Source organism: Bifidobacterium sp. M0399, assembly GCF_016100595.1.
Taxonomy (GTDB): domain Bacteria; phylum Actinomycetota; class Actinomycetes; order Actinomycetales; family Bifidobacteriaceae; genus Bombiscardovia; species Bombiscardovia polysaccharolytica.
Genome location: NZ_JACFSD010000004.1, coordinates 1 through 23598, shown reverse-complemented (window position 1 = coordinate 23598; position 23598 = coordinate 1). Strand labels below are relative to the sequence as shown.

18 protein-coding genes are annotated in these 23598 nt (G+C 58.8%); 10 read left to right on the top strand and 8 right to left on the bottom strand.

All coding sequences use genetic code 11. The features are described 5' to 3' along the window. Positions 1-155: 155 nt before the first annotated feature. From H3V09_RS08350 to H3V09_RS08335, 4 genes are all read right to left on the bottom strand, one after another. On the bottom strand, positions 156-1196 hold the full coding sequence (locus H3V09_RS08350) for an Abi family protein (RefSeq protein ID WP_198191643.1): 1041 nt from the start codon (positions 1194-1196) through the stop codon (positions 156-158). Between the two features lie 639 nt (positions 1197-1835). Beyond that, complete coding sequence (locus H3V09_RS08345; RefSeq protein WP_198191642.1) at positions 1836-2618, bottom strand: Na+/H+ antiporter NhaC family protein; 783 nt, start codon at positions 2616-2618, stop codon at positions 1836-1838. Positions 2619-3210: 592 nt separating this feature from the next. Beyond that, the gene (locus H3V09_RS08340; RefSeq protein WP_198191641.1) at positions 3211-4938 is read right to left on the bottom strand and encodes an amino acid ABC transporter ATP-binding/permease protein; all 1728 of its coding nucleotides are present in this window, start codon (positions 4936-4938) and stop codon (positions 3211-3213) included. Positions 4939-4942: 4 nt separating this feature from the next. After that, entirely contained in the window at positions 4943-7078 is a 2136-nt protein-coding gene (locus H3V09_RS08335) for an ATP-binding cassette domain-containing protein (protein WP_198191640.1), read from the bottom strand. A gap of 219 nt (positions 7079-7297) precedes the next feature. Here H3V09_RS08335 and H3V09_RS08330 point away from each other — a divergent pair, with 219 nt between their 5' ends. The 10 genes from H3V09_RS08330 to H3V09_RS08290 all read left to right on the top strand — a co-directional run bounded on the left by H3V09_RS08330 (position 7298) and on the right by H3V09_RS08290 (position 19904). Continuing rightward, positions 7298-7906, top strand: coding sequence for an MptD family putative ECF transporter S component (locus H3V09_RS08330; RefSeq protein ID WP_198191639.1), 609 nt, complete (start codon positions 7298-7300; stop codon positions 7904-7906). Further along, positions 7903-8601 carry an energy-coupling factor transporter transmembrane component T gene (locus H3V09_RS08325; RefSeq protein ID WP_110412247.1) on the top strand — a complete coding sequence of 233 codons (699 nt, stop codon included), beginning with the start codon at positions 7903-7905 and terminating at the stop codon, positions 8599-8601. Before H3V09_RS08330 ends, H3V09_RS08325 begins: the two co-directional genes overlap by 4 nt. After that, positions 8579-10030: an ABC transporter ATP-binding protein gene (locus tag H3V09_RS08320; RefSeq protein WP_198199051.1), complete on the top strand. Its 1452-nt coding sequence runs from the start codon at positions 8579-8581 to the stop codon at positions 10028-10030. The genes H3V09_RS08325 and H3V09_RS08320 overlap by 23 nt, the downstream gene beginning before the upstream one ends. A 163-nt stretch (positions 10031-10193) precedes the next feature. Then, entirely contained in the window at positions 10194-10895 is a 702-nt protein-coding gene (locus tag H3V09_RS08315) for an ABC transporter ATP-binding protein (protein ID WP_198191692.1), read from the top strand. Between the two features lie 2 nt (positions 10896-10897). Beyond that, positions 10898-14356, top strand: coding sequence for an FtsX-like permease family protein (locus tag H3V09_RS08310; RefSeq protein WP_198191637.1), 3459 nt, complete (start codon positions 10898-10900; stop codon positions 14354-14356). Between the two features lie 103 nt (positions 14357-14459). Further along, positions 14460-17285 carry an ABC transporter ATP-binding protein/permease gene (locus tag H3V09_RS08305; protein WP_198191636.1) on the top strand — a complete coding sequence of 942 codons (2826 nt, stop codon included), beginning with the start codon at positions 14460-14462 and terminating at the stop codon, positions 17283-17285. A gap of 121 nt (positions 17286-17406) precedes the next feature. Next, entirely contained in the window at positions 17407-18249 is an 843-nt protein-coding gene (locus H3V09_RS08300; RefSeq protein ID WP_232339546.1) for a formate/nitrite transporter family protein, read from the top strand. 125 nt (positions 18250-18374) lie between these two features. Next, positions 18375-18506: a hypothetical protein gene (locus H3V09_RS09090; RefSeq protein WP_269748592.1), complete on the top strand. Its 132-nt coding sequence runs from the start codon at positions 18375-18377 to the stop codon at positions 18504-18506. A 93-nt stretch (positions 18507-18599) separates the two neighbouring features. Beyond that, the gene (locus H3V09_RS08295; RefSeq protein WP_198191634.1) at positions 18600-18758 is read left to right on the top strand and encodes a hypothetical protein; all 159 of its coding nucleotides are present in this window, start codon (positions 18600-18602) and stop codon (positions 18756-18758) included. Between the two features lie 327 nt (positions 18759-19085). After that, positions 19086-19904: a nitroreductase family protein gene (locus H3V09_RS08290; RefSeq protein WP_198191633.1), complete on the top strand. Its 819-nt coding sequence runs from the start codon at positions 19086-19088 to the stop codon at positions 19902-19904. Between the two features lie 213 nt (positions 19905-20117). On the opposite strand, the gene H3V09_RS08285 is transcribed toward H3V09_RS08290, so the two are convergent. The 4 genes from H3V09_RS08285 to H3V09_RS08270 all read right to left on the bottom strand — a co-directional run bounded on the left by H3V09_RS08285 (position 20118) and on the right by H3V09_RS08270 (position 23208). Next, entirely contained in the window at positions 20118-20369 is a 252-nt protein-coding gene (locus H3V09_RS08285; protein ID WP_046322106.1) for a hypothetical protein, read from the bottom strand. A 219-nt stretch (positions 20370-20588) separates the two neighbouring features. Further along, positions 20589-21527, bottom strand: a complete 939-nt coding sequence (locus H3V09_RS08280) for an aldo/keto reductase (RefSeq protein WP_110424647.1) — start codon at positions 21525-21527, stop codon at positions 20589-20591. A gap of 68 nt (positions 21528-21595) precedes the next feature. Continuing rightward, entirely contained in the window at positions 21596-22348 is a 753-nt protein-coding gene (locus H3V09_RS08275) for a tyrosine-protein phosphatase (RefSeq protein ID WP_198191632.1), read from the bottom strand. A 194-nt stretch (positions 22349-22542) separates the two neighbouring features. Next, entirely contained in the window at positions 22543-23208 is a 666-nt protein-coding gene (locus H3V09_RS08270; protein ID WP_198191631.1) for an NAD(P)H-binding protein, read from the bottom strand. Positions 23209-23598 lie beyond the last annotated feature (390 nt).

Here is a 23598-nt window from a genome sequence, read left to right as displayed (position 1 = left end):
AGTGCTTTTAGCACAACTTGACGCCAGAAGAGTAGGCAGAAATGCCATAACGCAAACAATCCATTATTCAAAAAGACGCGCGAAACAACTAAAAATCAGTTAAGCACTGACCTAGAGAAAACCATGATGTCTCCGAACCAGTGACTGGACAAAATTCACCTACTTGAAGAAAGCTTGGGGATAAAATGCAATCTTCCGCTTTGATGTGGCTGATTACTTTCAGCTTCAATGTATTTCGAGAATGCCTCCGAAATACGCATAATACATCCAAGAGTATTTCCTAAATGGATGCACTCAGGGTTCCCCCGATAATACTGCTGGTAATTCTTGCATATTCTTTGCTCTAGATCTGACATCAATTTTGCAGCTTTATGTCGTACAGGCATGCTGTTGCAGACTATAAGAAACATGCACAGAAAACTTGAATAGTCATAAACAAGTTGCGATTTCTTAATCAGGCTTGGAATCGGCGCCGAAGGTTTTTTCATTTCGAACAATTCGGATAAACATGCATCAACAAACTCAGTCTTGGGCACATTGCCCTTGCCGCTCGTCCTATTCACGTCTAACAGTAACGGGTCACTATGCGATACTGCATTTCGCAGCCTACGGAAGTTGCCAAAAAATTTTGTAGCATTATCCTCCAGTTTTAGTGACCTCAAATACTTCTCGTATGAGTCAATCAAATCGCCTAGGGTGAAGCATTCCCATAGATTCCAGATTTCTGGATCAGAGAAATATTTGCGAACCATGGCATCTGAATAAGGAGAATACATAAGTCTAGTTCCTGTCTTCACCCATCTACGACCATGCCGATTTCGATAACCTCTTGCTTCATCAAACACGAAATGTTCAGCTGGATCAACTAACTTTGCGACCCTTCTACCATCGAACTCAGAATTCGACATTAGCAAATTATTAAATCGTACTTTCAAATCATGTTCCGCGTTTGATACCAGATATTCCAGTGCCATCCTGAGCTCATAGTCAATGACCGCCAAATCCTTGAGTACAGCAAAATCAAGATTCTTGTACTTCCCGTCACCATGCTTATTGAAATTAGAAGCATATCGTTTAATCCGAAATAGATAAGTGTTGACAGTTAGATATGTTTTAGCAGATTCCTCATCACAGATATTGAATACGATACCATCACTCTGCAAATTAGCAATCTGAGCATCGAGACTCTTATCCAAACACCTCTGCCTTGAACTGTCCACATTGGCCCCTCAGCTAAACTAATGGGGCATCCGCCTCGAAAAGCGCTGCCCCATTAGTGGAGAGTTAGCCAAATATGGCCAACCCCCTTTTGACGTTACATATACAATAGTAATTGCATATAGAGAGATGTCAATTGTTTTCGCGTATGTCGAAGATAAAATATGGCACAAACAGAGGATAGTTTTTCTATTTTCCCAAGATGCACCCGCTTTACTTCGGCCGTTTCCGAGGTCAGGAATATGGAATTAATCTTAGAATATTTAAAATTATGATTTATTAATGCGACATAACAGTATGAACAAAGTATTCGATGTAAAGATAAAATTAATAAATCGCTTAGCCGCAGTTATTCACTGTAAATCAGACTGGTTATATAACGCTGCTTTCACAGGGAAGCGCGCCGACCCTGCAATCTATAGAGACACAGAAACCACTGTTACGCCGTTTATCTCAGCACCGATCATTGAAACCGAGCTAACCAGCCTTACTATTTTCGAGATGATGAGAAAAGACCAACCCATGCAGGCCCCTGTCTTTTTATCCGCTGACATGAAAAGCACCACAACGGGCATTTTCTGGTTGTGGCGCCGATTAACTATAACAGAGAAACGGCTCTACGCTTCCTTCTCCTTATACAGCTCGGCGAGCATGGTCTTCTGCTCATCCGGCGTTAGCTTACGGATGCCGATGCTGGTGTGTCCCCAGATGGTGGCGAAGATCACGCCGGTCCAGCAGAGTGTTGCACAAGGCATATAAGAGAGCGTTTGTACGCCCAAGGTGGCCGCCATATAGGCACCAGCAGCTGTCCAGGGCAGGATCGGCTCGAATATGGTGCCGGAATCCTCTATGCCTCGACCGGGATTGCAGGGATGCAGACCTCGGCGAATGTAGGCAAGCCGCAGCAGCTCGCCAGGCAGCAGGAGGGAGACCTGGCCGTTGCAGGTGGTGGATATGGTCAGGATGCCGGTCAGCAGGGTGACGACAATCAATGAGCCGCTGCTCTTGCTGATCTTGAGCAGAGATTCCACAATCTTGTTCAAAGCCCCGGAGGCCGAAAGCACCCCTGCGAAGGACAGGGCGCGGAATGCAATCAGGAGGGTGCTCATCATGCTCTCCATGCCACCCCGGTTCAACAGACTGATGATGTCTTTGGCTGCGGGGCCCAAGTTGAAGCCCTTGGTGAGCATAGAGGTGACGAACCCGTTGACGAGGGCGTTGAATGCATTGGTGACGGAGAAGTGCTGGATGACGACGGCATTGAACATGGCAGCCACCGACGAGAGCAGCATAACCGGGATGGTCGGCTTCTTCCACGCCGATCCAATCAGGATGATCAGGAGGGGTATGAGTAGCATGACCACGTTCCAGGTGAAGGCCTGCGAAAGCGCGTTGTTCATCTCAGCGACCTTGTCAAAGCCGCGACCACCTATGGATTGGACTCAACGGCCCGCCACGAATATGACTATCGCTGACACTAACAGGGAGGGGACGTGGTCCACAACAGGTGCTTCATATGTGTGAACACATTCCCATGGGGGATGGCAGCAGCCAGGTTGATCTCCAGACAGAGGGACAGCTTGTCTTCGTAACAGGCGCTGCTGACCTAAGCTAATATCCACCTATTAATTAGTTATGTGAATCAGTAAAGCGATAATTTTACTTATGCACTAAACGACCTCGACTTTATCAAGAGCAATCTTCCGCCTTTCAGCTGTTCTGAGGCGACCAAGCTCAATGAACCATACTTGTGCAGGAACCTTGTCGAAATACCACCATCCCGAGCAAAAACAGACTCCTATTTGACTGAACCACTTTTCTCAGAACTGACTCCAATTGAACTTCCCATTCACACAGTCAGTAGATAGAATCACTGCCGGAATCACCCGTTGGAATGGGCCGGCACCGGATCAAATTACATCGACAGCATTATGGCTGCTAGCAGTAATTCAAAGCGACACTATGAATTGCATCTCGTCTTTTATGAGAAGGTCAGGCGGGAAGAAGCCTGCCATCCTGCAGCGTCAGCAACCGATCAACCCGGGCAAGGACCGAGGGACGGTGAGAGACGATCAGACAGGTACGGTCGCCCTTTCGCTCAATCAGCTTGGTCAGAACCCGGCCCTCTAAGAGGGCGTCCATGTTGCTGGTGGGCTCATCCAGGAGCATGAAGGGTGCCGAGCTCAAAAAAGCGCGAGCCAGAGCCACTCGTTGCCGCTGCCCCTCGGACAGGTCCGAGCCGTTGTCAGCAAGTAGATGATCCAAGCCGTCAGGCAGCTGGTCGATCAGATCATCCAGGCAGGCTTCATGAGCTGCCTGCTCAATATCCTCTCTGCTGGCATCGGGCCGGGCAAGAGCGATGTTATCTGCAAGAGTGAGACTGAATATGTAGGTGTCCTGGCTCACCAAGGTCTGTTGGGCGCGCAGGTCGGCGGTGCGGATGGTCTCGATAGACAGGCCGGAAACCGTCAGGTCCCCGCCGCCACGCTCCTGGAACCGCATCAGCAGGTCGATCAAAGTGGACTTGCCAACCCCGTTGGCCCCCTGGATGCCGATCAACTCGCCAGGTTTGATGGAAAGATCCAGACCATCCAAAACCGAAGTCCGGCTGCCAGAGCCACGCGAATCGTCTGTACCCGTGTCAGTCTTGCCAGCGTAGGAGAAGGAGACAGCCTTAGCATCCTCCCCAGTGAACTCCGTCAGGTGGTTCCCATGATCAGATTCCACCTCACGTACAGGCGGCTCCTTGTCCAAAAGCGAAAAGACCCGCCTGGCGGCAGCCAAAGTAGGCTGCAGGCCAGCGCCTAGCCGGGCCACAGGTATCAAGGGAGCGAAGGAAGATAGGAAGCCGACCAGTCCAATCATTCCCCGGCCCGGATTCACCAACCCCGTCGAACCTAGGTAGCAGGCCATCAGCGTAAAGACTCCAGCGCAGATCAGAGTGACCACGTTGGTGACCATGTCGTTGGCGATGGTCCGCCCAGAGGTACGTCCCCTGGCATCCAGCATCTGGTCCGTAGCGGCTCCCACCCGGCGACGGGTATTCTCCAAAGCGCCCAGCCCCGCCAGCTCAGTGCGGCCCTGAAGGGTCTCCAGAAGCAGAGAGTGCAAATTGGCTTGGGCCGTCCGCTCCTTCATGGCTACCTTGAAGGTGGGCCTTGCGCTCAGGATGGGGATGAGCAGACCGACGATTAGGTAGGAGACCAGGGCGGCCAGGCCCATCCAGGGCGAGAGCCAGGTGAGCAGGGCCAGGTTGGCCAATGAGGTCACTAGAGCGATGGCGATGGGTGAAAGGGTGTGGGCGTAGAAAATCTCAAGAAGCTCGATGTCGTTGGTGATCACCGTCACCATGTCTCCGCGCGCCTGGTCCCGCAGGCCGGCCGGGGCCAGGGACCGCATCTTGTCGAAGACCGTCGTGCGGATGTCACGAAGCATGCTAAAGGCCATCTCATGGTTGTAGTACTGCTCCCCATAGGCCATGACCCCCCGACTGAGAGCAGTTAGAACCGCCACCAGGGCCCAGACGACCCACTGCCCATTCAACGGCGGCCAGTCCGTAACCAGACCAATCAGGGCTGCAGCGGCAGCCATCATGCTCCAGACAGCAAAGAGATGTCCCAAGCTGCCGCAGAGAATGGCCTTGACCTCCGTGCCAGCCAGGGGCTTCATCAGCCGGGCCATACGGCGCATCATCGTCAGGTTGCTCGTCGTATGTTGCATGTCGTCACTCCCCGTCCTCATACTGGACCTGCTCCTTCCACTGGGCCGCAAATCCGCCCCCGGCATCCATCAGTTCACGGAAACCGCCGCTCTCCGCCAGACGCCCCTCCTGCAGGAAGAGGATGGAATCGGCATTGCGGACCCCAGCCAGGCGGTGGGTGATGGTCAGAACCAGGGACTCCTTGCCCAGCGCATCCATCAGGGCTGCCAATGTAGCGTCATGTTCGCGGTCCACGGCGCTGGTGGCCTCATCGAAGATATAGACGGGAGAACGCCGCAAGAGCCCGCGGGCAATGGACAGACGCTGGCGCTGCCCACCGGATAGGTTGCCTCCTTCAGGATCGATGTGAGCGTCCAGCCCGCCCTTGCTTTGGACAAGACCGGTCAGACCGACCTGATCCAGCGCGTCCAGCAGCTCCCAATCCGAGTAGCCCAGTCCGGCCGGATCGAGATTCGATCTGATGGTCCCGGTAAAGAGATGGTCGGTTGCCCGAACCACGGTCTGCAGACCGACCAGATCCTCGCGCGACAGGTCGCAGATCTGGCACCCGCCGATGGTCAGCTCTCCGGCATATCCCTGTAAGCGTCCGGACAGCAGGCCCGCCAAGGTGCTCTTGCCGGAGCCCGAGGCACCGACCAGGCCCACATGCCCCTTGGCAGGTAGGTCGAAGTTCAGATTGGTCAGGGCCTGGAAGCCATCAGGATAGGTGAAAGTCAGATTGCGAGCGTTGATGCCCGGCGAATCGTCGCCAGACATATCCGCCGGATCTGCCTGATCTGAGCTTGATCGCACCGAACCAGTATTCTGTCTCATCGCATCGGCAGAACTCGATGCAGGAATATCGGCAGAACCTGGTGCAAGAATTTGGACAGCACCAAAAGCTGACTTCGAGGCAGATCCCCGTGCAGGCATTCGGACAGCATCCAAAACAGGTTTCAAAGCAGATCCCGATGCAGAAATTCGGACAACGTCCGAAGCTGGTTTCAAATCAGATTCCGATGCAGGTTCCGGGTCAGATTCCCGAACTGCTCCCTCTGATGCTTCAAGACTCGCTTCCGGAACCGCTTCCCCGGATGCCTCCGGAATCGTTGCCTGAGCAACTTCCGACGCCACTTTCTTACGTGACTCAGGAGTCGTCCCTGAAGCCGCCGACTCCCCGTCGCTCCCCAGCCGCGCTTGGAGAATATCGTCGATGGCCTTGCCCTGCTTGATGGCGACCATGCCGGAATGCATCATGTAGACCAGCTGCCGCTCAGGTGCAAAGAGCCGGACCCCAGCCAGGGCGACAATCAGGCAGGACAGCAGTCGTGAGGGCCCGCCCTGCCCGATCAGGACGGTGGCCACGACCGCAAGGATGAGGCTGGTGTAGATAACCACGTCGGCCTTGATCAGCGAGCGCAGCTGCCCAGCCAGCACTCCCATAGTTATCCGGCGGAACCCTTCGGACTCCTCGGCCAGATCGTCGGCCTGCCGCTGGTCTGCCCCGAAGATCTTCGAGGTGTTGAGCCCCCTCAGGGCATGCTCGAAGTGGACACCGACCTTGTCGTACTTGCGCAGCTGGCCCAGCTGAATCTTGATGTTCTCGCCCATGGTGGGCTTGGAAGCCAGGGGCAGGGCCACCATACCAATCACGACAATCCCCGCAGCCAAAGGGCTGACAGGCAGGAGGACGACCAGGGTCACGACCAGCATCAGGGCGGTCTGGACCAAGGCCGGAATGTAGGCAGTGAAGTAGGAGACGACCGACTTGACCCCCTCGGTGGAAAGCCTGGCCAGGGTCTGCGCCGGAACGCCCAGGTCGTCCTCCTGCCTGTTGGGGTCGAACACGGATAGGTATAGGGCCTGGGAGAGCGCCTTGCCCATCCCATCAGCCAGCCGGGCGCTGACAAATCTGGCGACCGCCTGGGTCAGGAGTCGAACCAGGATCAGCCCGCCTATCAAGGCCGCCAGCGGTCCGGGCCGATTAGGCACCCAGGCAAGGGCATGAGGAACAGCCAGGCCAAGGGAACGGCCCACGGCCGCGATGGCCACCGGCAGGAGGAGGACCTCCGCCAACGCGCCGATCGTCTGCAGGAGGGCCAGCAGGAGGCTGGCGCCCATCCTGGCTCCCGGTAGATGAAGTAGTCGCTTGCTGATCATGCCTGTCCTCCGTGCCGCCTTTCTGATACGCCTCTCTCAGTGGACACTAACAAAATCCTCGCGCGCCAGGCAATACCCTTATTGTGAAGCCCTGGCAAGAGACATAAAAAAATATCATTTACTTTCCCTTCCGGCCCTCCTAGACTTGACGACACAACCTGAAATCGGCGGATATGGCCTAGGGCCGAGCGACCGCCACCCAGATGGGAGCGATCCTTTATGAAAGCACTGAAGACAAAAGACCTGGTCAACGTCGGCATTTTTACGGCCCTCTACTTCGTCAGTATGGCGGTGGGCAACTTCATCACCGTCTTCCTGGCTGGCCTGGTCATGCCCGGCCTGTCCTCCCTCTTCATCCCCGCTGTGGTGGGGCTGGTCTCCGGCCCGGTCTACATGCTGATGATCCGCCGCGTGCCCAGGTTCGGGGCCATCACCATCGTCGGCGTCATCATGGGCCTCTTCCTGCTGGTCTTCGGCCACTTCGCCCTCTCCTTCATCCCCTACGCCTTCTGCGGCCTGCTGGCTGATCTGGTTCAGTCCTCGCTAAGGGAGAGCCGTCCCAACCTGGCCCGTTACCTGAGCTACGTCATCCTCACCTTCGGCTGCACCGGCCCCGTCCTACCCCTCTGGTTCATGAAGGACGCCTATGTGGCCAGCCTGGTCCGCCGCGGCAAGAGCCAGGAGTACATCAACGGGGTCTTCGCACCCATCACCGGAGCCACTTTCCTGGTCTGCATCCTGGCCACCCTGGTCGGCGCCCTGCTCGGGGCATGGATAGGCTCCCGGATCGTCGACCGGCATTTCAACCGGATACCCGCCAAGCAATGAGGCCCATCTCCATCTACACCAGATTCCTGCTGGTCATCTTCGCCAACGCCTTGATTTTCGTCACCCTGCCCACCCCGCTGGTCCTGGCCATCAACATCTACTTCTGCAGCTTCCAGGTCATCGTGGGCAGAGTGAGGAAGGGCCAGGCCTGGCTTATGGTCTGCCTGGTCTTCGCTTTGGGCGCCTCCTTGGCCATGGTCTTTCCCGAGAATCTGCCGGGGCATTACCTGCTCTTCCTCTTCGTCGGCGTGGGCAGGATCCTCCCCCTGGTGCTGGTGGCGGCCTTCATGATGGGCACCACCAAGGTCTCGGAGCTGGTCTACCTGCTGCGCAAGATCCACGCCCCCCAGTGGCTGGTCATCCCCGTCAGCGTCCTCTTCCGCTTCTTCCCGACCGTCAGGCACGACTATGCCCAGATCAGACGGGCCATGAAGTTCAGGGGGATCGCGGTCACCACCGGGGACATGGTCCGGCATCCGATGCGAACCATGGAGTACATCTACGTTCCCCTGCTCAACAACGCCACCAATGTGGCCTCCGACCTGACCTCGGCCGCCCTGACCAGGGGGATCGGCGACCCCGGACCCAAGACCTCCATCCAACGGATTGCCTTCACCGGACTGGATGCGCTCATGTGCGCCTTGGGCCTGGTCCTTATGGGATGTGGAGCCTATGTTGCAATGTTCCAGGCTTAGCTTCACCTACGAAGGCGCCAGCCAGCCATCCCTCAAGGAGGTCTCCTGCCGGATGGGTCAGGGACGGCTTACCGTGGTCACCGGGCCGAGCGGTTGCGGCAAGACCACCCTGTCCAGGGTCATCAACGGCCTGATTCCCGAACTCTACGAGGGCAAGCTGGAGGGAGTGTGCCTGATCGGGGGCGAGCCCACCACGGCCCGGCCCATCTACCGGCTTTCGGAGCAGGTGGGGTCGGTCTTCCAGAACCCCAAGACGCAGTTCTTTACCACCGATGTCCGCAGCGAGCTGGCCTTCCCCCTGGAGAACACCGGGGTCCAGCCGGAGGCCATCCGGGAGCGTATAGACCAGTTGGCTGACCTCTTCGGCATCGCCCCGCTCATGGACCGGGACATCTTTTCCCTTTCCGGGGGTGAGAAGCAGATGATCGCCATCGCCTCCTCCTGCATGATGGACCCGCAGATCCTGGTCTTGGACGAGCCCTCAGGCAACCTGGACGTCGAAGCGGTGGCCGGCCTGGCGCAGATCCTGGGCCGCTTGAAGGACCGGGGCCTGACCATGGTCCTGATCGAGCACCGCCTCTACTACCTGGACGGCCTGGCCGACGACTTCCTGGTCATGAAGGACGGCAGGCTGGCGGAGCACCTGACCCCGGCCGCCATGAGGGGACTGGATGGCCCGAGTCGCCAGGCCATGGGCCTGCGGGCCCTGGACCTGGATGCGACCGAGAATGCGTGCGCCCCTGCCAGAGTCACTACCGAGAAGACCCCCGACCTGCTCCGGGTCAGGAACCTGACCTATGCCTACCATCACGACCAGGCTCCTGCCCTGGATGTGGACGACCTGACCCTGTCCAGCGACGACATCACCGGCATCATCGGCCGCAACGGTGCAGGCAAGAGCACCTTCGCCTCGGTCCTGACCGGTCTGCTCAAACCTGGCGACAGGTCGGAAATCAGCCTGAATGGGACCAAGCAGACCGTCAGGGAGCGTGTCGAGGACTCCTACATGGTCTTTCAGGATGTCAACTACCAGCTCTTCAGCGAGACCGTGGAGGGCGAGATGCTCCTTGGGGCCAAACGGACCGACCTCTTCAAGGAGGTGGCACGAAAGCTGGACCTGGAGCGGCTCCTGGGCCGGCACCCCAACACTCTCTCCGGCGGTGAGAAGCAGCGGGTGGCCATCGCGGCCGCCATACTGTCGGGCAAGCGCCTGGTGGTTCTGGACGAGCCCACCAGCGGTCTGGACCTGCTCCACATGAACCAGGTGACTGGAATGATCCGCTATATGCGCTCCCTGGGGGTCATGGTGATCGTCATCTCGCATGACCAGGAGTTCCTGGCCCAAACCTGCCAGCGGTTCATCACCTTCCGCCAGGGCAGACCGGTCAGGGACAGCCGCAAACTCGGCAACCTCCTGCAAGCCCTCTGAGCCTCTGAACCCTTGCAGAGTGGGTGAATATGTCGCCGACTTGCAGGCGGTTCTCCTGTGTTCCGGACCCCGCGAACGTATACAGTAGTGGGGAAAAGAGCATCAGGGGGCGTCCCTCGCGTCGGACGGCCCCGCCGCACGGTCAGGGTTACGAGAGGGCATGATGGGCTATATCGACGTCATCGGAGAGACGAAACGGTATGTGACCGGCGAGACGACCATCGTGGCCAACAATGCCGTCACCTTTTCTATCGAGAGGGGCGAGCTGGTGGTCATCCTCGGAGCCTCGGGAGCGGGCAAGTCGACCGTGCTGAACATTCTGGGCGGCATGGACACCTGTAACGAGGGCCAGGTGATCGTAGACGGGAAGGACATCGCCGGCTATGACGCGCGACAACTGACCACCTACCGCCGTTACGACGTGGGCTTCGTCTTCCAGTTCTACAACCTGGTGGCCAACCTGACCGCCAGGGAGAATGTGGAACTGGCCTCGGAGATCGTGGACGATGCCGCCGACCCGGTCCAGACCCTGGTCGACGTGGGCCTGGGCGACCGGATTGACAACTTCCCTGCCCAGCTTTCCGGCGGCGAGCAGCAGCGGGTGGCCATCGCCCGGGCCGTGGCCAAGAACCCCAAAATCCTGCTCTGCGACGAACCCACCGGGGCCCTGGACTACCGGACCGGCAAACAGGTGCTGCGCATCCTCCAGGACCAGTGCCGCAAGAAGGGCGCCACCGTGGTCATCGTCACCCACAACGCGGCCATCGCCCCCATCGCCGACAGGGTCATCCGCATGCACGACGCCCGGGTCCAGGCCGTGCAGACCAATGACAGCCCCGAAGACATCGAAAACGTGGAGTGGTGAGGATGCAGCCCGTCAGGAAGGTGCTCTGGCACGACATCCGGGTCTCCCTGCGCAAGTCCCTGGGACGGTTCATCTCCATCGTATGCCTGGTGGCGCTGGGCTCCTTCGCCCTGGTCGGGCTGAGCGTGACCGGACCGGACATGCGGCAGGCCGGCAACGCCTACCTGTCCAACCACCATCTGGCCGACCTGATGGTCATCAGCAGCTACGGGCTGGACCAGGAGGACCGGGATGCCATCGACACCGCCCCGGGCAACTCGGAAATCGAATACGGATATCTGAAGGATGTGGTGCTCAAGGGTACCGACAAGAGCCTGCGCATCTACTCCGCCCCCGACCGGATCTCCACCTACGAACTGGTCGACGGATCCATGCCGACCAGACCCGACCAGATAGCGGTCGACACGGCCCTGGGTGAGAGCCACCCCATCGGCAGCAGCATCCAGGTGGACGAAAAGGCTGACCAGCTGGGCAGGAAGGTCTTGAAGCACCACAAGCTGCGCGTGGTGGGCACGGTCAGGTCAACCGAAATCCTGAGCAAGGTCAACATGGGTCCCTCCACAGCCGGATCCGGATCCCTGGACTCCTACGCAGTGACCACGCCAAAGGCCTTCGACTCGGACGAGTACATGATCGCCCGCCTGACCTTCAAGGATCTGGACCGAATCAGGGACCACTATTCCGACCAGTACATCCAGGCCCTGCAAACCCACAAGGACGACCTGAACCGGATCCTGTCAGGACGCCCCGCCGCCAGGCTGAACGCCATCAAGGCCCCCCTAAAGAAGAAGCTGGACCAGGGGCAGGACCAGGTGAACCAGTCCAGAGACAAACTTGAGGGAAACCGGCAGCAGCTGGACCAGGCCAGGAAGGATCTGGACCGGGGTGGCCAGAGCATCCAGTCCGCAAAGAACCAACTGGCCGCCAAGACGGTACAGGCCCAGGCGGCCATCGACCAAGGACAGCAGGAGATAGACCTGAGCTCGGCCGAGCTGGCCCGAAAGCAGAAGCAGTACCAGTCCTCCGCCAGTCAGGTGGCCCAAGGCAGGCAGCAGGCCGACCAAGGACAGCAGGCCATCGACCAAGGGCAGGCCAAGCTTGATAGTTCCCGCCAGCAGCTGGAAGGCGGAAAGACCCAGGCAGACCAAGCCGTAGCCCAGTCCCAGGAAGCGCAGAAGCAATGCAGACAGGGCATTGCACAGGTCACCGGCCTCATTCAGACCATCGACGCCCAGTTGGCCAAGCCCGGACTGACCCCCCAGCAGCAGGACGAGCTCAACCGCAAGAAGGCCGAACTCCAGGCCCAGCTGACCGAGCTCAACCAACAGTCACCGCAAATCGACGCCCTGGCAGCCAAGGCCAAGGCGGGCCGCGATGCCTTCATGACCAACCAGTACACCCCCGGCATGGCCCAGGTTGCGGCCAACCAGCAGACCCTGGACGCAAAGCGCCGAGAGCTGACCCAGGCAAGAGCCAAGGTGGAGGAGGGCGAGCGCCAGCTGGCCCAGGGTAAGATCCAGCTCGACCAAGCCTCAGCTCAGCTGGGTCAAAGCAAGACCAAGATAGCCCAGGCCCGGCAGCAGCTGGCCAGCAGCCGCGCCTTGGCCCAGGGGCATATCGACCAGGCCCAGGCCACCCTGGATCAGAAAACCGCGGAATACCAGACCAAACTGGACAAGTTCAACAGGGAGAGCCCTGACGCCCAGAAGAAGATCGACGACTCCCAGAAGAAGCTGAACAAGGCGGCCGATCAGCTGAGCCGTCTGGAAAAGCCGGTCTACGCCCTGGACTCACGCCGTGAAGCGCCCGGCTCAGAGGGCTACAAGGTCTACGCATCCGTCTCCTTCATCGTGGACTCGCTGGCCAAGGTCTTCCCCTACTTCATGTACCTGGTGGCCGCCCTGGTCACCTTCACCACCATGACGCGCTTCGTGGACGAGGAGCGAATCAACGCCGGAACGCTCAAGGCCCTGGGCTACAGGGACCGGGATGTCATGGCCAAGTTCCTGGTCTATGGCGGAGCAGCTTCCGCCCTGGGCGCCCTCCTCGGCATCATCACCGGCCACACCCTCCTGCCCTGGATCGTCTACCAGGCCTATGCCCACGCCTTCGACATGCCGCCCATCCACTACGGCTTCCACCTGCCCATCACCCTCTTGGCCTGCCTGCTGGCCTTCCTGAGCGCCGTGGTTCCGGCCTTCCTGAGCGCCTGGCGGGAGCTGCGCGAGAAGCCGTCGGCGCTGCTCCTGCCAAAGCCGCCCAGCGCCGGTTCGAAGATCTTCCTAGAGCGCATACCTCTGATCTGGAACCGGCTCAACTTCACCCACAAGGTCACCGCCCGGAACATCTTCCGCTACAAGCAGCGGATGCTGATGACCATCTTCGGGGTTTGCGGGTCAGTGGCCCTGCTGATGGCAGGATTCGGCGTGCAGGGATCCATCTCGGCCATCAACGAGCACCAGTTCGGCCAAGTCATTCGCTACGACCTGATTGCTGCCGAGAACAGCCAGGCAACCACCGACCAGCGTCAATCCATCAAAAAACGGCTGGAAAAGCCCGATGTGAGCCGTTCCCTGAACGTGCGCTACGAAGAGATGAGCAAGACGGCCGGCCACAACGCCGACAAGCAGTCCATCACCATGATCGCGCCGGCCAGCGCCGAGCACCTGGACGACTTCATCCGCATAAACACCCGGTCTGGGCACAAGCCCCTGAACCTCAAGGGCGACGGTGTGATCCTCTCCGAGCGAATCGCTCAGCTGACAGGGACCAAGACCGGCGACAGAATCACCCTGCAGGATTCAGGTGGCAGGAACAGAACCATGCGGGTGGATGGCATCTGCGAGATGTACCTGGGGCACTTCGTCTTCATGAGCCCATCGGCTTACAGGACCGTCTTCCACCAGGACTTCTCGCCCAACGCCCACCTGGTCACCTTCAAGGACTCCAGCGCGGAGAACACCAGAAGACAGGCCGCCTCCTTCATGCGGATCGACGGGATCCAGGGAGTGGTGCAAAACACGACTCTGATGAGCCAGATTGACACCGTGGTCACGTCCCTGAACATGATCATGCAAGTGCTGATCATCGTGGCCACCCTGCTGGCCCTGGTCATCCTCTACAATCTGACCAACCTGAACGTGGAGGAGCGGATCCGCGAGCTGAGCACCATCAAGGTGCTGGGCTTCTACGACCGCGAGGTGACCATGTACATCTACCGGGAGACCATCCTCCTATCGGCTATCGGCGTCCTGGCCGGGTACGGGTTCGGGGCCTGGCTGCACCACTACATCATCACCACCGTCCCTCCGGACAACGTCCTCTTTGACCCCTCCATCAGCTGGGTGGCCTTCGTCGTGCCCCTGGTCATGATCACCGTCATCACGGCCGGCCTGGGCTGGATGGTCAACAACAAGCTCAAGCATGTGGACATGCTCGAGGCTCTTAAGTCGGTGGACTAGGCCATATCGGCATTTACCCATGCTCATGGCGTAAGCTGGCACTCCAAGAGTCCATAAGTCCATGCCATTGAGCCATTGAGAATCCAGAAAGCGGAGGACGACGGTGCTGCAGATCGAACACATCTCCAAACAATACAAAACAGGGGACTTCGTCCAGCAGGCCTTGAATGATGTCAGCGTCAACCTGCGCGACAACGAGTTCGTGGCCATCCTGGGCCCCTCCGGCTCCGGCAAGACCACCCTGCTCAACATCATCGGCGGGCTGGACCGCTATGACCAGGGCGACCTGATCATCAACGGCACCTCCACCAAAAAGTACAAGGACCGGGACTGGGACTCCTACCGCAACCACACCGTGGGCTTCGTCTTTCAGAGTTACAACCTGATCCCCCACCAGAGCATCCTGTCCAACGTTGAGCTGGCCCTGACCATCTCGGGCGTGCACCGGCAGGAGCGGCGGGAGCGGGCCAGGAAGGCCCTGGAGCAGGTGGGGCTGGGCCAGCACGTGAATAAGCGACCCAACCAGCTCTCGGGCGGACAGATGCAGCGGGTGGCCATCGCCAGGGCCCTGGTCAACAACCCCCGCATCCTCCTGGCCGACGAGCCCACCGGAGCCCTGGACTCCGAGACCTCCATCCAGATCATGGACCTGCTCAAGGAGGTGGCCCAGGACCGGCTGGTGGTCATGGTCACTCACAACCCCGAGCTGGCCCACCAGTACGCCACCAGGATTGTGGAGCTGCACGACGGCTCCGTAATCAGCGACTCCGACCCCCTGCCCGACGACCAGGTGCCCATTCGCCGGGCCCGCCACCGCACCTTCGGCAAGGCCTCCATGGGGCTGCTGACCTCACTGTCGCTGAGCTTCAACAATCTTCGGACCAAGAAGGCCCGAACAGCCCTGACATCCTTCGCCGGATCCATCGGCATCATCGGCATCGCCCTGATCCTGTCCGTATCCACTGGGGTCAACCGCTACATAGACAGGGTGCAGCGGGAGACCATGACCTCCTACCCCATCACCATTCAGGAGCAGTCCTTCGACCTGAACAAGATAGTGGACTCCGCGCAGGAATCCCAGAAGGAGGCCAAGGCCCATAAGGATCTCAAGGCCATCCAGCCGGACGACTCCAGCATCAAGGGGGCCTCCAGCCTTACCAGCAGCATCACCCAGAACAATCTGACAGACTTCAAAAAATACCTGGACAATCCCAAGAGCGAAATCCATCAGTACGTGGGGTCCGTGGGCATCCAGTACTCCTACGCCACCAAGTTCTCGGTCTTCGGGCACGACCCGGACGGCAAGCTGGTCTCTGCGGACAAGGTGACCATGAGCGGGCAGGACGACGCCAGCTCCACCGCCAGCCAGATGGCCACGGCCAACACCGACAGCGACATGGGCGACATCCAGTCCATGCAGATGTCCTACCTGACCGGCAAAACCGAGAAGAACAAGGCCCCGGAGATCTTCGGCGAGATCATGCCGGGTGCCGATGCCAAGACCACCATCAGCAAGGTGGTGACCGACAACTACCAGGTGGTGAACGGCACATGGCCCAAGGCCAAGGATCAGGTGGTCCTGGTGCTGGACAAGAACAACCAGATGCCCGTCACCAGCCTCTACAAACTGGGCATCCTCCCCTCCAGCCAGTACACCGACATGATGAACAAGCTGAACAGCGGCCAGGAGGTCAAGGTCGACACCAAGCCCATCGAATACGCCAAGGCCATGGACCAGAAGCTCTCCCTGGTGCCCGCTGCGAACCAGTATGCCAAGGGGACCGACGGCCACTACCACTACATCGGCGACAGCACCGACCAGATGTCCAAGGCCGCCGACCAGGGTCTGCAGTTACACATCGTCGGCATCGTTCGCCCCAACCAGGGGGCCAAGGCCACGCCGCTCAAGGTGGGCGTCGGGTATACCCGCCAGCTGACCGATTACCTGATTGACCAGGCCAAGACCAGCCCCATCGTCACCGACCAGGAGGCTGACCAGGGCCACAGCGTCCTCAACGGAATGGCCTTCGCTCCCTCCGACGATGCGGCCAAGGCCAACGATGCCAAGGCCTACATCGCATCCTTGGGCGTTAGCCAGAAGGCCAGCATGGCCCAGGAGATCATGAAAGGCTCGGCAGCCATGGCCGGCCAGGAGGCCCAGGGTCGGGCCGGAGCCGCTGCAAGAGCCCAAGGTTCTGCAGGCATCCCCACGGGAGCCTCAGCTGAGCAACAGACGGCCCAGGCCTTCGACCAGTACATCGCCACCGCCCCGCAGGAGGCCCTGGTCGCCATATACAACCAGTACGTCTCCACAGGAACCTACGCCGACAACCTAAGTGACTTCGGCCTGATCTCCCGGGACGCCCCCTCCCGGATCAGCATCTACACGGACAGCTTCGAGAACAAGAATTCTGTGGGCGACTCCATCAAGCACTACAACGACAAGGCTGCGGAGAAGAACAGGATCGTCTATACCGACTACGTGGGCCTGATGATGAATTCGGTCACCACCATCATCAACGTCATCACCTACGTGCTGATAGCCTTCGTCGGGGTCTCGCTGGTGGTCTCCTCCATCATGATCGGCATCATCACCTACATATCGGTTCTGGAGCGGACCAAGGAGATCGGCATCCTGCGCGCCATGGGGGCCTCCAAGCGGAACGTCTCCAACGTCTTCAACGCCGAGACCGGCCTCATCGGTCTTCTGGCCGGCCTGCTGGGGGTGGGCATCACCCTGCTGCTGATCATTCCGGCCAACAGCATCATGCATCACTTCATGGGGACTACCGAAGTCAATGCAGCCCTACCTGCCTCGGGCGGCGTGGCTCTGGTCATTCTGAGCGTGGTCCTGACCCTGATCGGCGGCCTGATCCCCTCACGGAAGGCAGCCAAGCAGGATCCTGCCACCGCCCTGCGCACCGAGTGAGGCTGGGTGACACTGGGCGACACTGGCAAAGAAGTGAATTCCCGCACAGTCGGGCCCTAAGGGCGGTCTCACTTTACTCTGGAATGCCATAATGAACCCCGTGAATGAGCAACCCAATCAGATGACAGATCAACAGAACAGACAGCCCCTCTTCCCCGGGCGGGCCTTCATCAGCACCGTCCTGGACGTGGTCGAGAGCAAGAAGACCATGAGCGGCGCCCTGACCGGCAAGTACATGCAGCGAGCCACCATGGCGGGCCTTTTTGTGGGTATCTTCTTCACGGCCTTCTTCGTCATCATGGGCCAGGCCGGCCAGAACCCCGCCGACCACGGCCTGATCCTGGCAGGCCGGGTCCTGGCGGCGACCACCTTCGGCTGGGCCCTGGTCCTGATCTACTACACCAACTCGGAACTGCTGACGTCCAACATGATGGTGGTCACCATAGGCGCCTATCACAAGCGCCTGGGCTGGCTGGCCTCCCTGAGGATCCTCGTCCTCTGCCTTCTGGGCAACCTGGCCGGAGCCCTGATCGTGGCCGTCATCCTGCGCTTCTCATCCATCGTCAGCGGTCCCACCCTGGACCAGATGCTTGCGGCCGCGGCGACCAAGACCGGCTACGTCTCCGGCGGCCCCATGGGCTTCGCTGACCTGTTCGTGCGCGGCATCCTGTGCAACTTCTGCATCAACATCGCCATGCTCATGGTCTACAACGGCAAGCTTTCCAACGACTTCACCAAGTGCATCATCATGGTCGTGGCCGTCTTCGTCTTCGCCTTCTGCGGTTTCGAGCACTCGATAGCGGATTCGGCCCTTTTCCTCATCCTGGGTCTCTTCGGGCGGGTCAACGCCTGGAAGACGATTCTGGTGGTCCTGGTGGCTATGCTTGGTAACTACATAGGCGGCGGCATCCTGATCGGCCTGAACTTCGCCACAATGAACGACGAGCGCCACTTCAAGGCCTGATAGCCTTCCCGTCAGCCGCCATCCACCTGCTCATCTTGGTTTTATGCGTGCCTACGAGCCTGAGCGAAGACACCCATCATGAAAAACTCGAAAGCCTATGTATAAGCAGAAAACGAAGATTCCTGATGAGCGAGACCGAAACGGCAGCCTACAAGTCCCTGGTGCAAGCATTCTACGACCAGGTCTTCACTCGGGGAGGCACCAGCAATATCGACAGGTTCGTGCGGGACGACTACATCCAGCACAACCCCACCTGAGCCGACGGAAAGGCGGGATTCCTGGAGTTCATCAAAGGCTTCCTGTCTCTGGGCCCGCAAATCGAGATCATCAGACTGAACGGCGAAGACGACATGGTCTATGTCTTCTTCAAGTGCACGCTGAAGAACGGCCATGTCAACAAGGTTTGCGACATCTACCGGCTGCAGGACGGCCAGCTGGCTGAGCACTGGGACATCATCGAACACAACGTGGAAGATGTTCAGTCCCACAACGGCAACGTCCTCTTCTGACCTCCAGCTTCCATGTCGTTCTGCCGACGCTATAATCGCAGCCTGCTCGGCAACCCGTCTGTGTGGAAGAGAATCCACTCATGCATCCATGACTTTCTTCACAATGGTCCGGGCCTCCAGGTCCCCTCTTCAGCGTTCTGTCAGCCGCCGTCACCGCCCTGGTTCCGGCCTGCCCAGGTGTGGTGTCCCCAGGCTCGGGTTGGTCGCTGCCACCAGCGCTGAAAGCATAGGAGCTGACCGGCAACCAGGCTGAACCTGATAACGCTGATTGCGTGATTTTGACGACAAGGTCTTGCATTGGCAGGCATTGACGGCCAGAATGTCAAAATGACCTTATCAAACGCACTAAAAACCCCGGCCACGAATCCGGCCGACAATCCCACCATACGGACCTTGCTAGAACGGCGCTCCATCCGCGGATTCACCGACGAGCCGGTTGACGACCAGACCGTCGCCCTGCTGGAGCAGGCGGCCCAGCATGCGGCGACCAGCCGGTATTTCCATGAATGGTCGGCCATCAGGGTCACTGATCATGATGAGGCGCTTGCCATCGCCGATATGGCCCATCAGCGCTATGTCGCCGAAGCCCCGCTGCTCTACATCTTCCTAGCCGACCAGCGTCGCAATGCAGATCTGGTTCGACGCTTCGCCGATGATGTGGATCCCGATACCACCCTGCTCAACACCGGGTATGTCTTCCTGCAGTCGCAGAACGATGCGGTCTTGGCCCTGCACGCCATGGAGACCGCAGCCAACGCCTTGGGCCTGGGCGGAGTCATTCTGGGCAGCGTCATCAATGACACCAACAGATTGATTGATCTGCTCAAGCTGCCCAAACTGGTCTATCCGGTCTTGGGGCTTGCCATCGGCCACCCGGCCCAGGATCCAGATCCCAAGCCCAGGATGCCTCGTCAGGCGCAAATCTTCACCAACACCTATCAGAGGGCCGACGACGATGTGGATATAAAAGATGCCCTGGCTGACTTCGACCAGACGGTCACCCGCTATTATCGGGACATCCGGCACATGGACGCTCCACACCGCTCATTCAGTGCCATTATGGCTGACAAGGTCCGCAATCCCGCATCTGGTCATGAACCCATGCTGGATTCGATCCGCCGACAGGGATTCGACCCAGCCTGCTAAGGCGACGAAATCCCTGCCAGCCAGTCAACCGCAATGGCCACCCGATAAGTTCACATCCGCCTAGTTCACCAGCCTTGGGTGAATAGACAAAGTCCAATCGGCCCCAAACAGCGAGATCAGTGGAATCCAATCTTGCTGCTCGGGGCCGTCGGAATCAATCAGAATCAGCTTGGCAATTACCAAGAACGCTGGGTTGCAGAGGCAATGACTGCCTCACCTGCGACGGGGCTTGTACCCACGTTTGCGGCTGTGTGGTTTCAAGGCTCGCGAGGCAGTCCTCATACGCTGGTAAGAGCCCGGCTCATGGCTGGTCAGATGCCAGCTTCCGCAGTAATCACAGCGGTAGACCCACAGAAGAACGTTGCGTTCGACCATGCTGCGGTCGGCGGCCTGCTGGGCCTTGGCCCGATCGTGATACATGATCTTGGACGTAGCGGCGCAACGTCGTGGGGTAAAATAATGCATGACAGCGTACGACTACCTCGAAACCGATCCGACTATCCTTCTGCGCACTTTTGCACTCATGACGCCCAATGCCCGACCAGATAGACCCTGCCAAATGACGCAAACCGATGATGCACGAAGATTGACACAAGATCAGACCAGCAGAGCACAATCCTTCATGATCTGAAGCGGTAAGGGCAGAAACCGAACGGACGTGAGCGACCCTACAGCAGGCAGGGATCAGGGTAGGTCGTGACCGGCGCTCAGATAGAGGTCGTACCATTCCTGGGCGGTCAGATCCACATCTGCACCAGCGGCCATCTGGGTGATGCGCTCAGGGTTCATGGATCCCAGGAGCACCTGTATGCCGGCGGGGTGCCGCAGAATCCAGGCCACTGCGATTGCACTCTTGGTCACTCCATGCTGCTTGGCCAGTTTGTCCAGCTCCGCATTGAGTTCGGGGTAGTGGGGATTGTCCAGGAAGACCCCGTCGAAGTATCCGGTCTGGAAGGGGCTCCAGGCCTGAATGGTCATGGACTTCAGCCGTGAATAGGCCAGAAGACCGCCATCGTGATCCAGGCTGGGATCGTCGCCCATATTGACATGGATCTCCTGGTCGACCATGCCGGTGTGTCCCAGACCGAACTGCAGCTGGTTGACCTCCAGCCGCTGGCTTACCGCGCTCTGTAGCAGCTCCACCTGCATGGGGTTGACGTTGCTGACACCGAAGTGCCGAACCTTCCCGCTGGACTGCAGTTCGTTGAAGGCCTCAGCCAGATCGTCCAAGTCGACCAGGGTGTCGGGGCGATGCAGCAGCACGAAGTCGACATGGTCGGTCTGCAGATTGACCAGCTCCTCATCCAGGGCCTTCAGCAGATGATCCTTGGAGAAGTCATAGCGAGTGATCTGGTCGCTGTCCGGGTTGCGGAAAATGCCGAACTTGGTCTGGATGCCCACGCTGTCACGGTCTACGCTCAGATCCTTCAGAGCCTGCCCCAGGGCGCGGCTGCTGGCCCCGGCATGGTAGCAGTCTGCTGTATCAAAGAAGTCCACGCCCGCATTCATGGCCGTCTCCACAATGGTCCGCGCCTCCTCGCGGCTCTTCTGATCGATCCGCATGACCCCCAGGGCCACACGGGAGGCCCGGAATCCTGACCGTCCTAAATTCATGTATCGCACAATGTCCTCCTCGTGATTGACGTCTAAGCTCGAGTCTACCCGTATCAGCTACCTCCAGCCTGGTTCGGCTACTCCAGCAGGTTGCTACGCAGGGCCTCCACCTGGTCCGGCCCGAACCCCAAAGCCTGACGCGCATAGGCGAAGACATCCCCGTAGGCCTCGACCATGGCTTCTTGGGCATGAATTAGGTATTCTTTCTTGACGCAGAGCGCAATTTGCAGCGCATCCAACGAATCCTGGGCGAAGCCTTTGGCGCGGAATTGGTCCAGCAGTTGATTGTTGGCAGCAACCCTCTCTTTGTTGGTCTTCAGATAATCCGCGAATATCTGGTCGTCGTCCACCTCCAGCAGCCAGAGCACCAGTGCCGCGGCGAACCCGGTTCGGTCCTTGCCGGCAAAGCAGTGGAAAAGAGTGGCCCCCTGGGTGTTGTCCACGACGATGCGCAGGAATCTCCCATACCCCTGCTGGGCCGCAGGACTCATGACCAGGTCATGGTAGACATTCAGCATGTGCCCGTTGACCTGATCCGCCGAACCTATCGAGGCGAAATCGTCCAGGCTGGCGCTGTTGGTGCCGCTTTGCTCCAGCAGATCAATGTTGGTAAAGGTTACACCTTCAAGCCGGTCGTCTGGACTTTCCTGTATCTCGAAAGGCCGGCGGAAGTCCACGACCTGGGTCACCTGGTAGCGGTCGACCAGCTCCTTCTTAGTGTCTTCGTCTAGACCCACTAATTGCCCGGAGCGGATGAACTTATGGGGACGGACTAGACGGCCATGAATGGTCCGTATACCTCCCAAATCCCGAAAATTGGTAATGTTCATCGACGACCTCCTTAAGATCCGCCCTGTCTCTAAGCCATTCCCGCCTCCATAAAAATCACAGGAGCCCGGTGTACCAGCGCGCAATCAACAAGCAACGAGCAACAAGCATTGCACCAAAGGTACCATCCCAGTTGCTATGCAGACACGCCAAGGTGGGCGTCAAAAGCCGCTGTTAGGAACTAGATGGGTTTCTGTCACCGCGTTCCGGTGAGGGCTTGTCTGATGGGAGTGCTGCCTCCGACGATGTTGTAGATCCTGCCTACGGTCTGCGGCAGGTCGACGCAGTCAGCCAGGCATCGTGCCACATCGGGGATCGGTATGGGTCCGGGCCCGTCTGGCTCTACCTGAATGGCTCCGGTGCCCTTCTGCTCGGTCAGGCTACCCGGCTCGATGATGGTGTAGTCCAGTCCGGAGCCGATCAGGTACTGGTCTGCCATGTTCTTGGTCACGTAGTAATCAGCGAGTGCGTCAATGGCAGGCTTGACCCGGGGCTGCTCCCAACGCAGCCAGTCGGCTGCATACATGGCCCCCAACATGACGTACCTGGTGATGCCGACCGCTTTGGCGGCCTCTATGGTCTTCATCGCTCCCAGGGCATCAATCTGGTTGATGTCTTTGCCACGCGAACCAGCAGTGAAAACAACGGCGTCCGCATGCATCTTGCGGAACGCGTCGGTTATCTGGGAGAGTGGGTCATGCAGATCCAGGGTCGTAGGCTCCACCTGCTGGCTGGCCGGAATCTTCGAAGCTCCTCGCGCGCAGGCCACCACCTCATGGCCGGCTTGGACCAGATCCTCCAGTGTCAATGCACCCACTCTGCCGGTAGCTCCTACAAGAATGATTCTTTTGCCCATGCTCATCCGCTTTCTTCGCCTATGTGTTTACGCGCCTGGTTCGGCTGTTTTCATTTTAGGTGTCCTAGACAATAAACAACAGGTGGCAAAGTCAAGGTGGCAAAGCGAGCGACAGCTGCGGCATCAGTGCTCCCGAAGATCAAATCGCAGACTGCCCAAGTGAAAGGCAACCTTGCTTGTCCCGATTAACCGTGTTCCCTTGCTTGGCATGTGTCTTTATGCACGGAAACTGGAATTTTCAAATATAGGTCTGAGACGGGTATAAAAAAGGAGGCATCCTCAGGAACTGTCTCCTGAGGATGCCTCCCATATTTTCGTGTTGTGGCGGCGGTGTGCTACTCTCCCACACTCTTCCGGGTGCAGTACCATTGCCGTGCTGGGTCTTAGCTTCCGGGT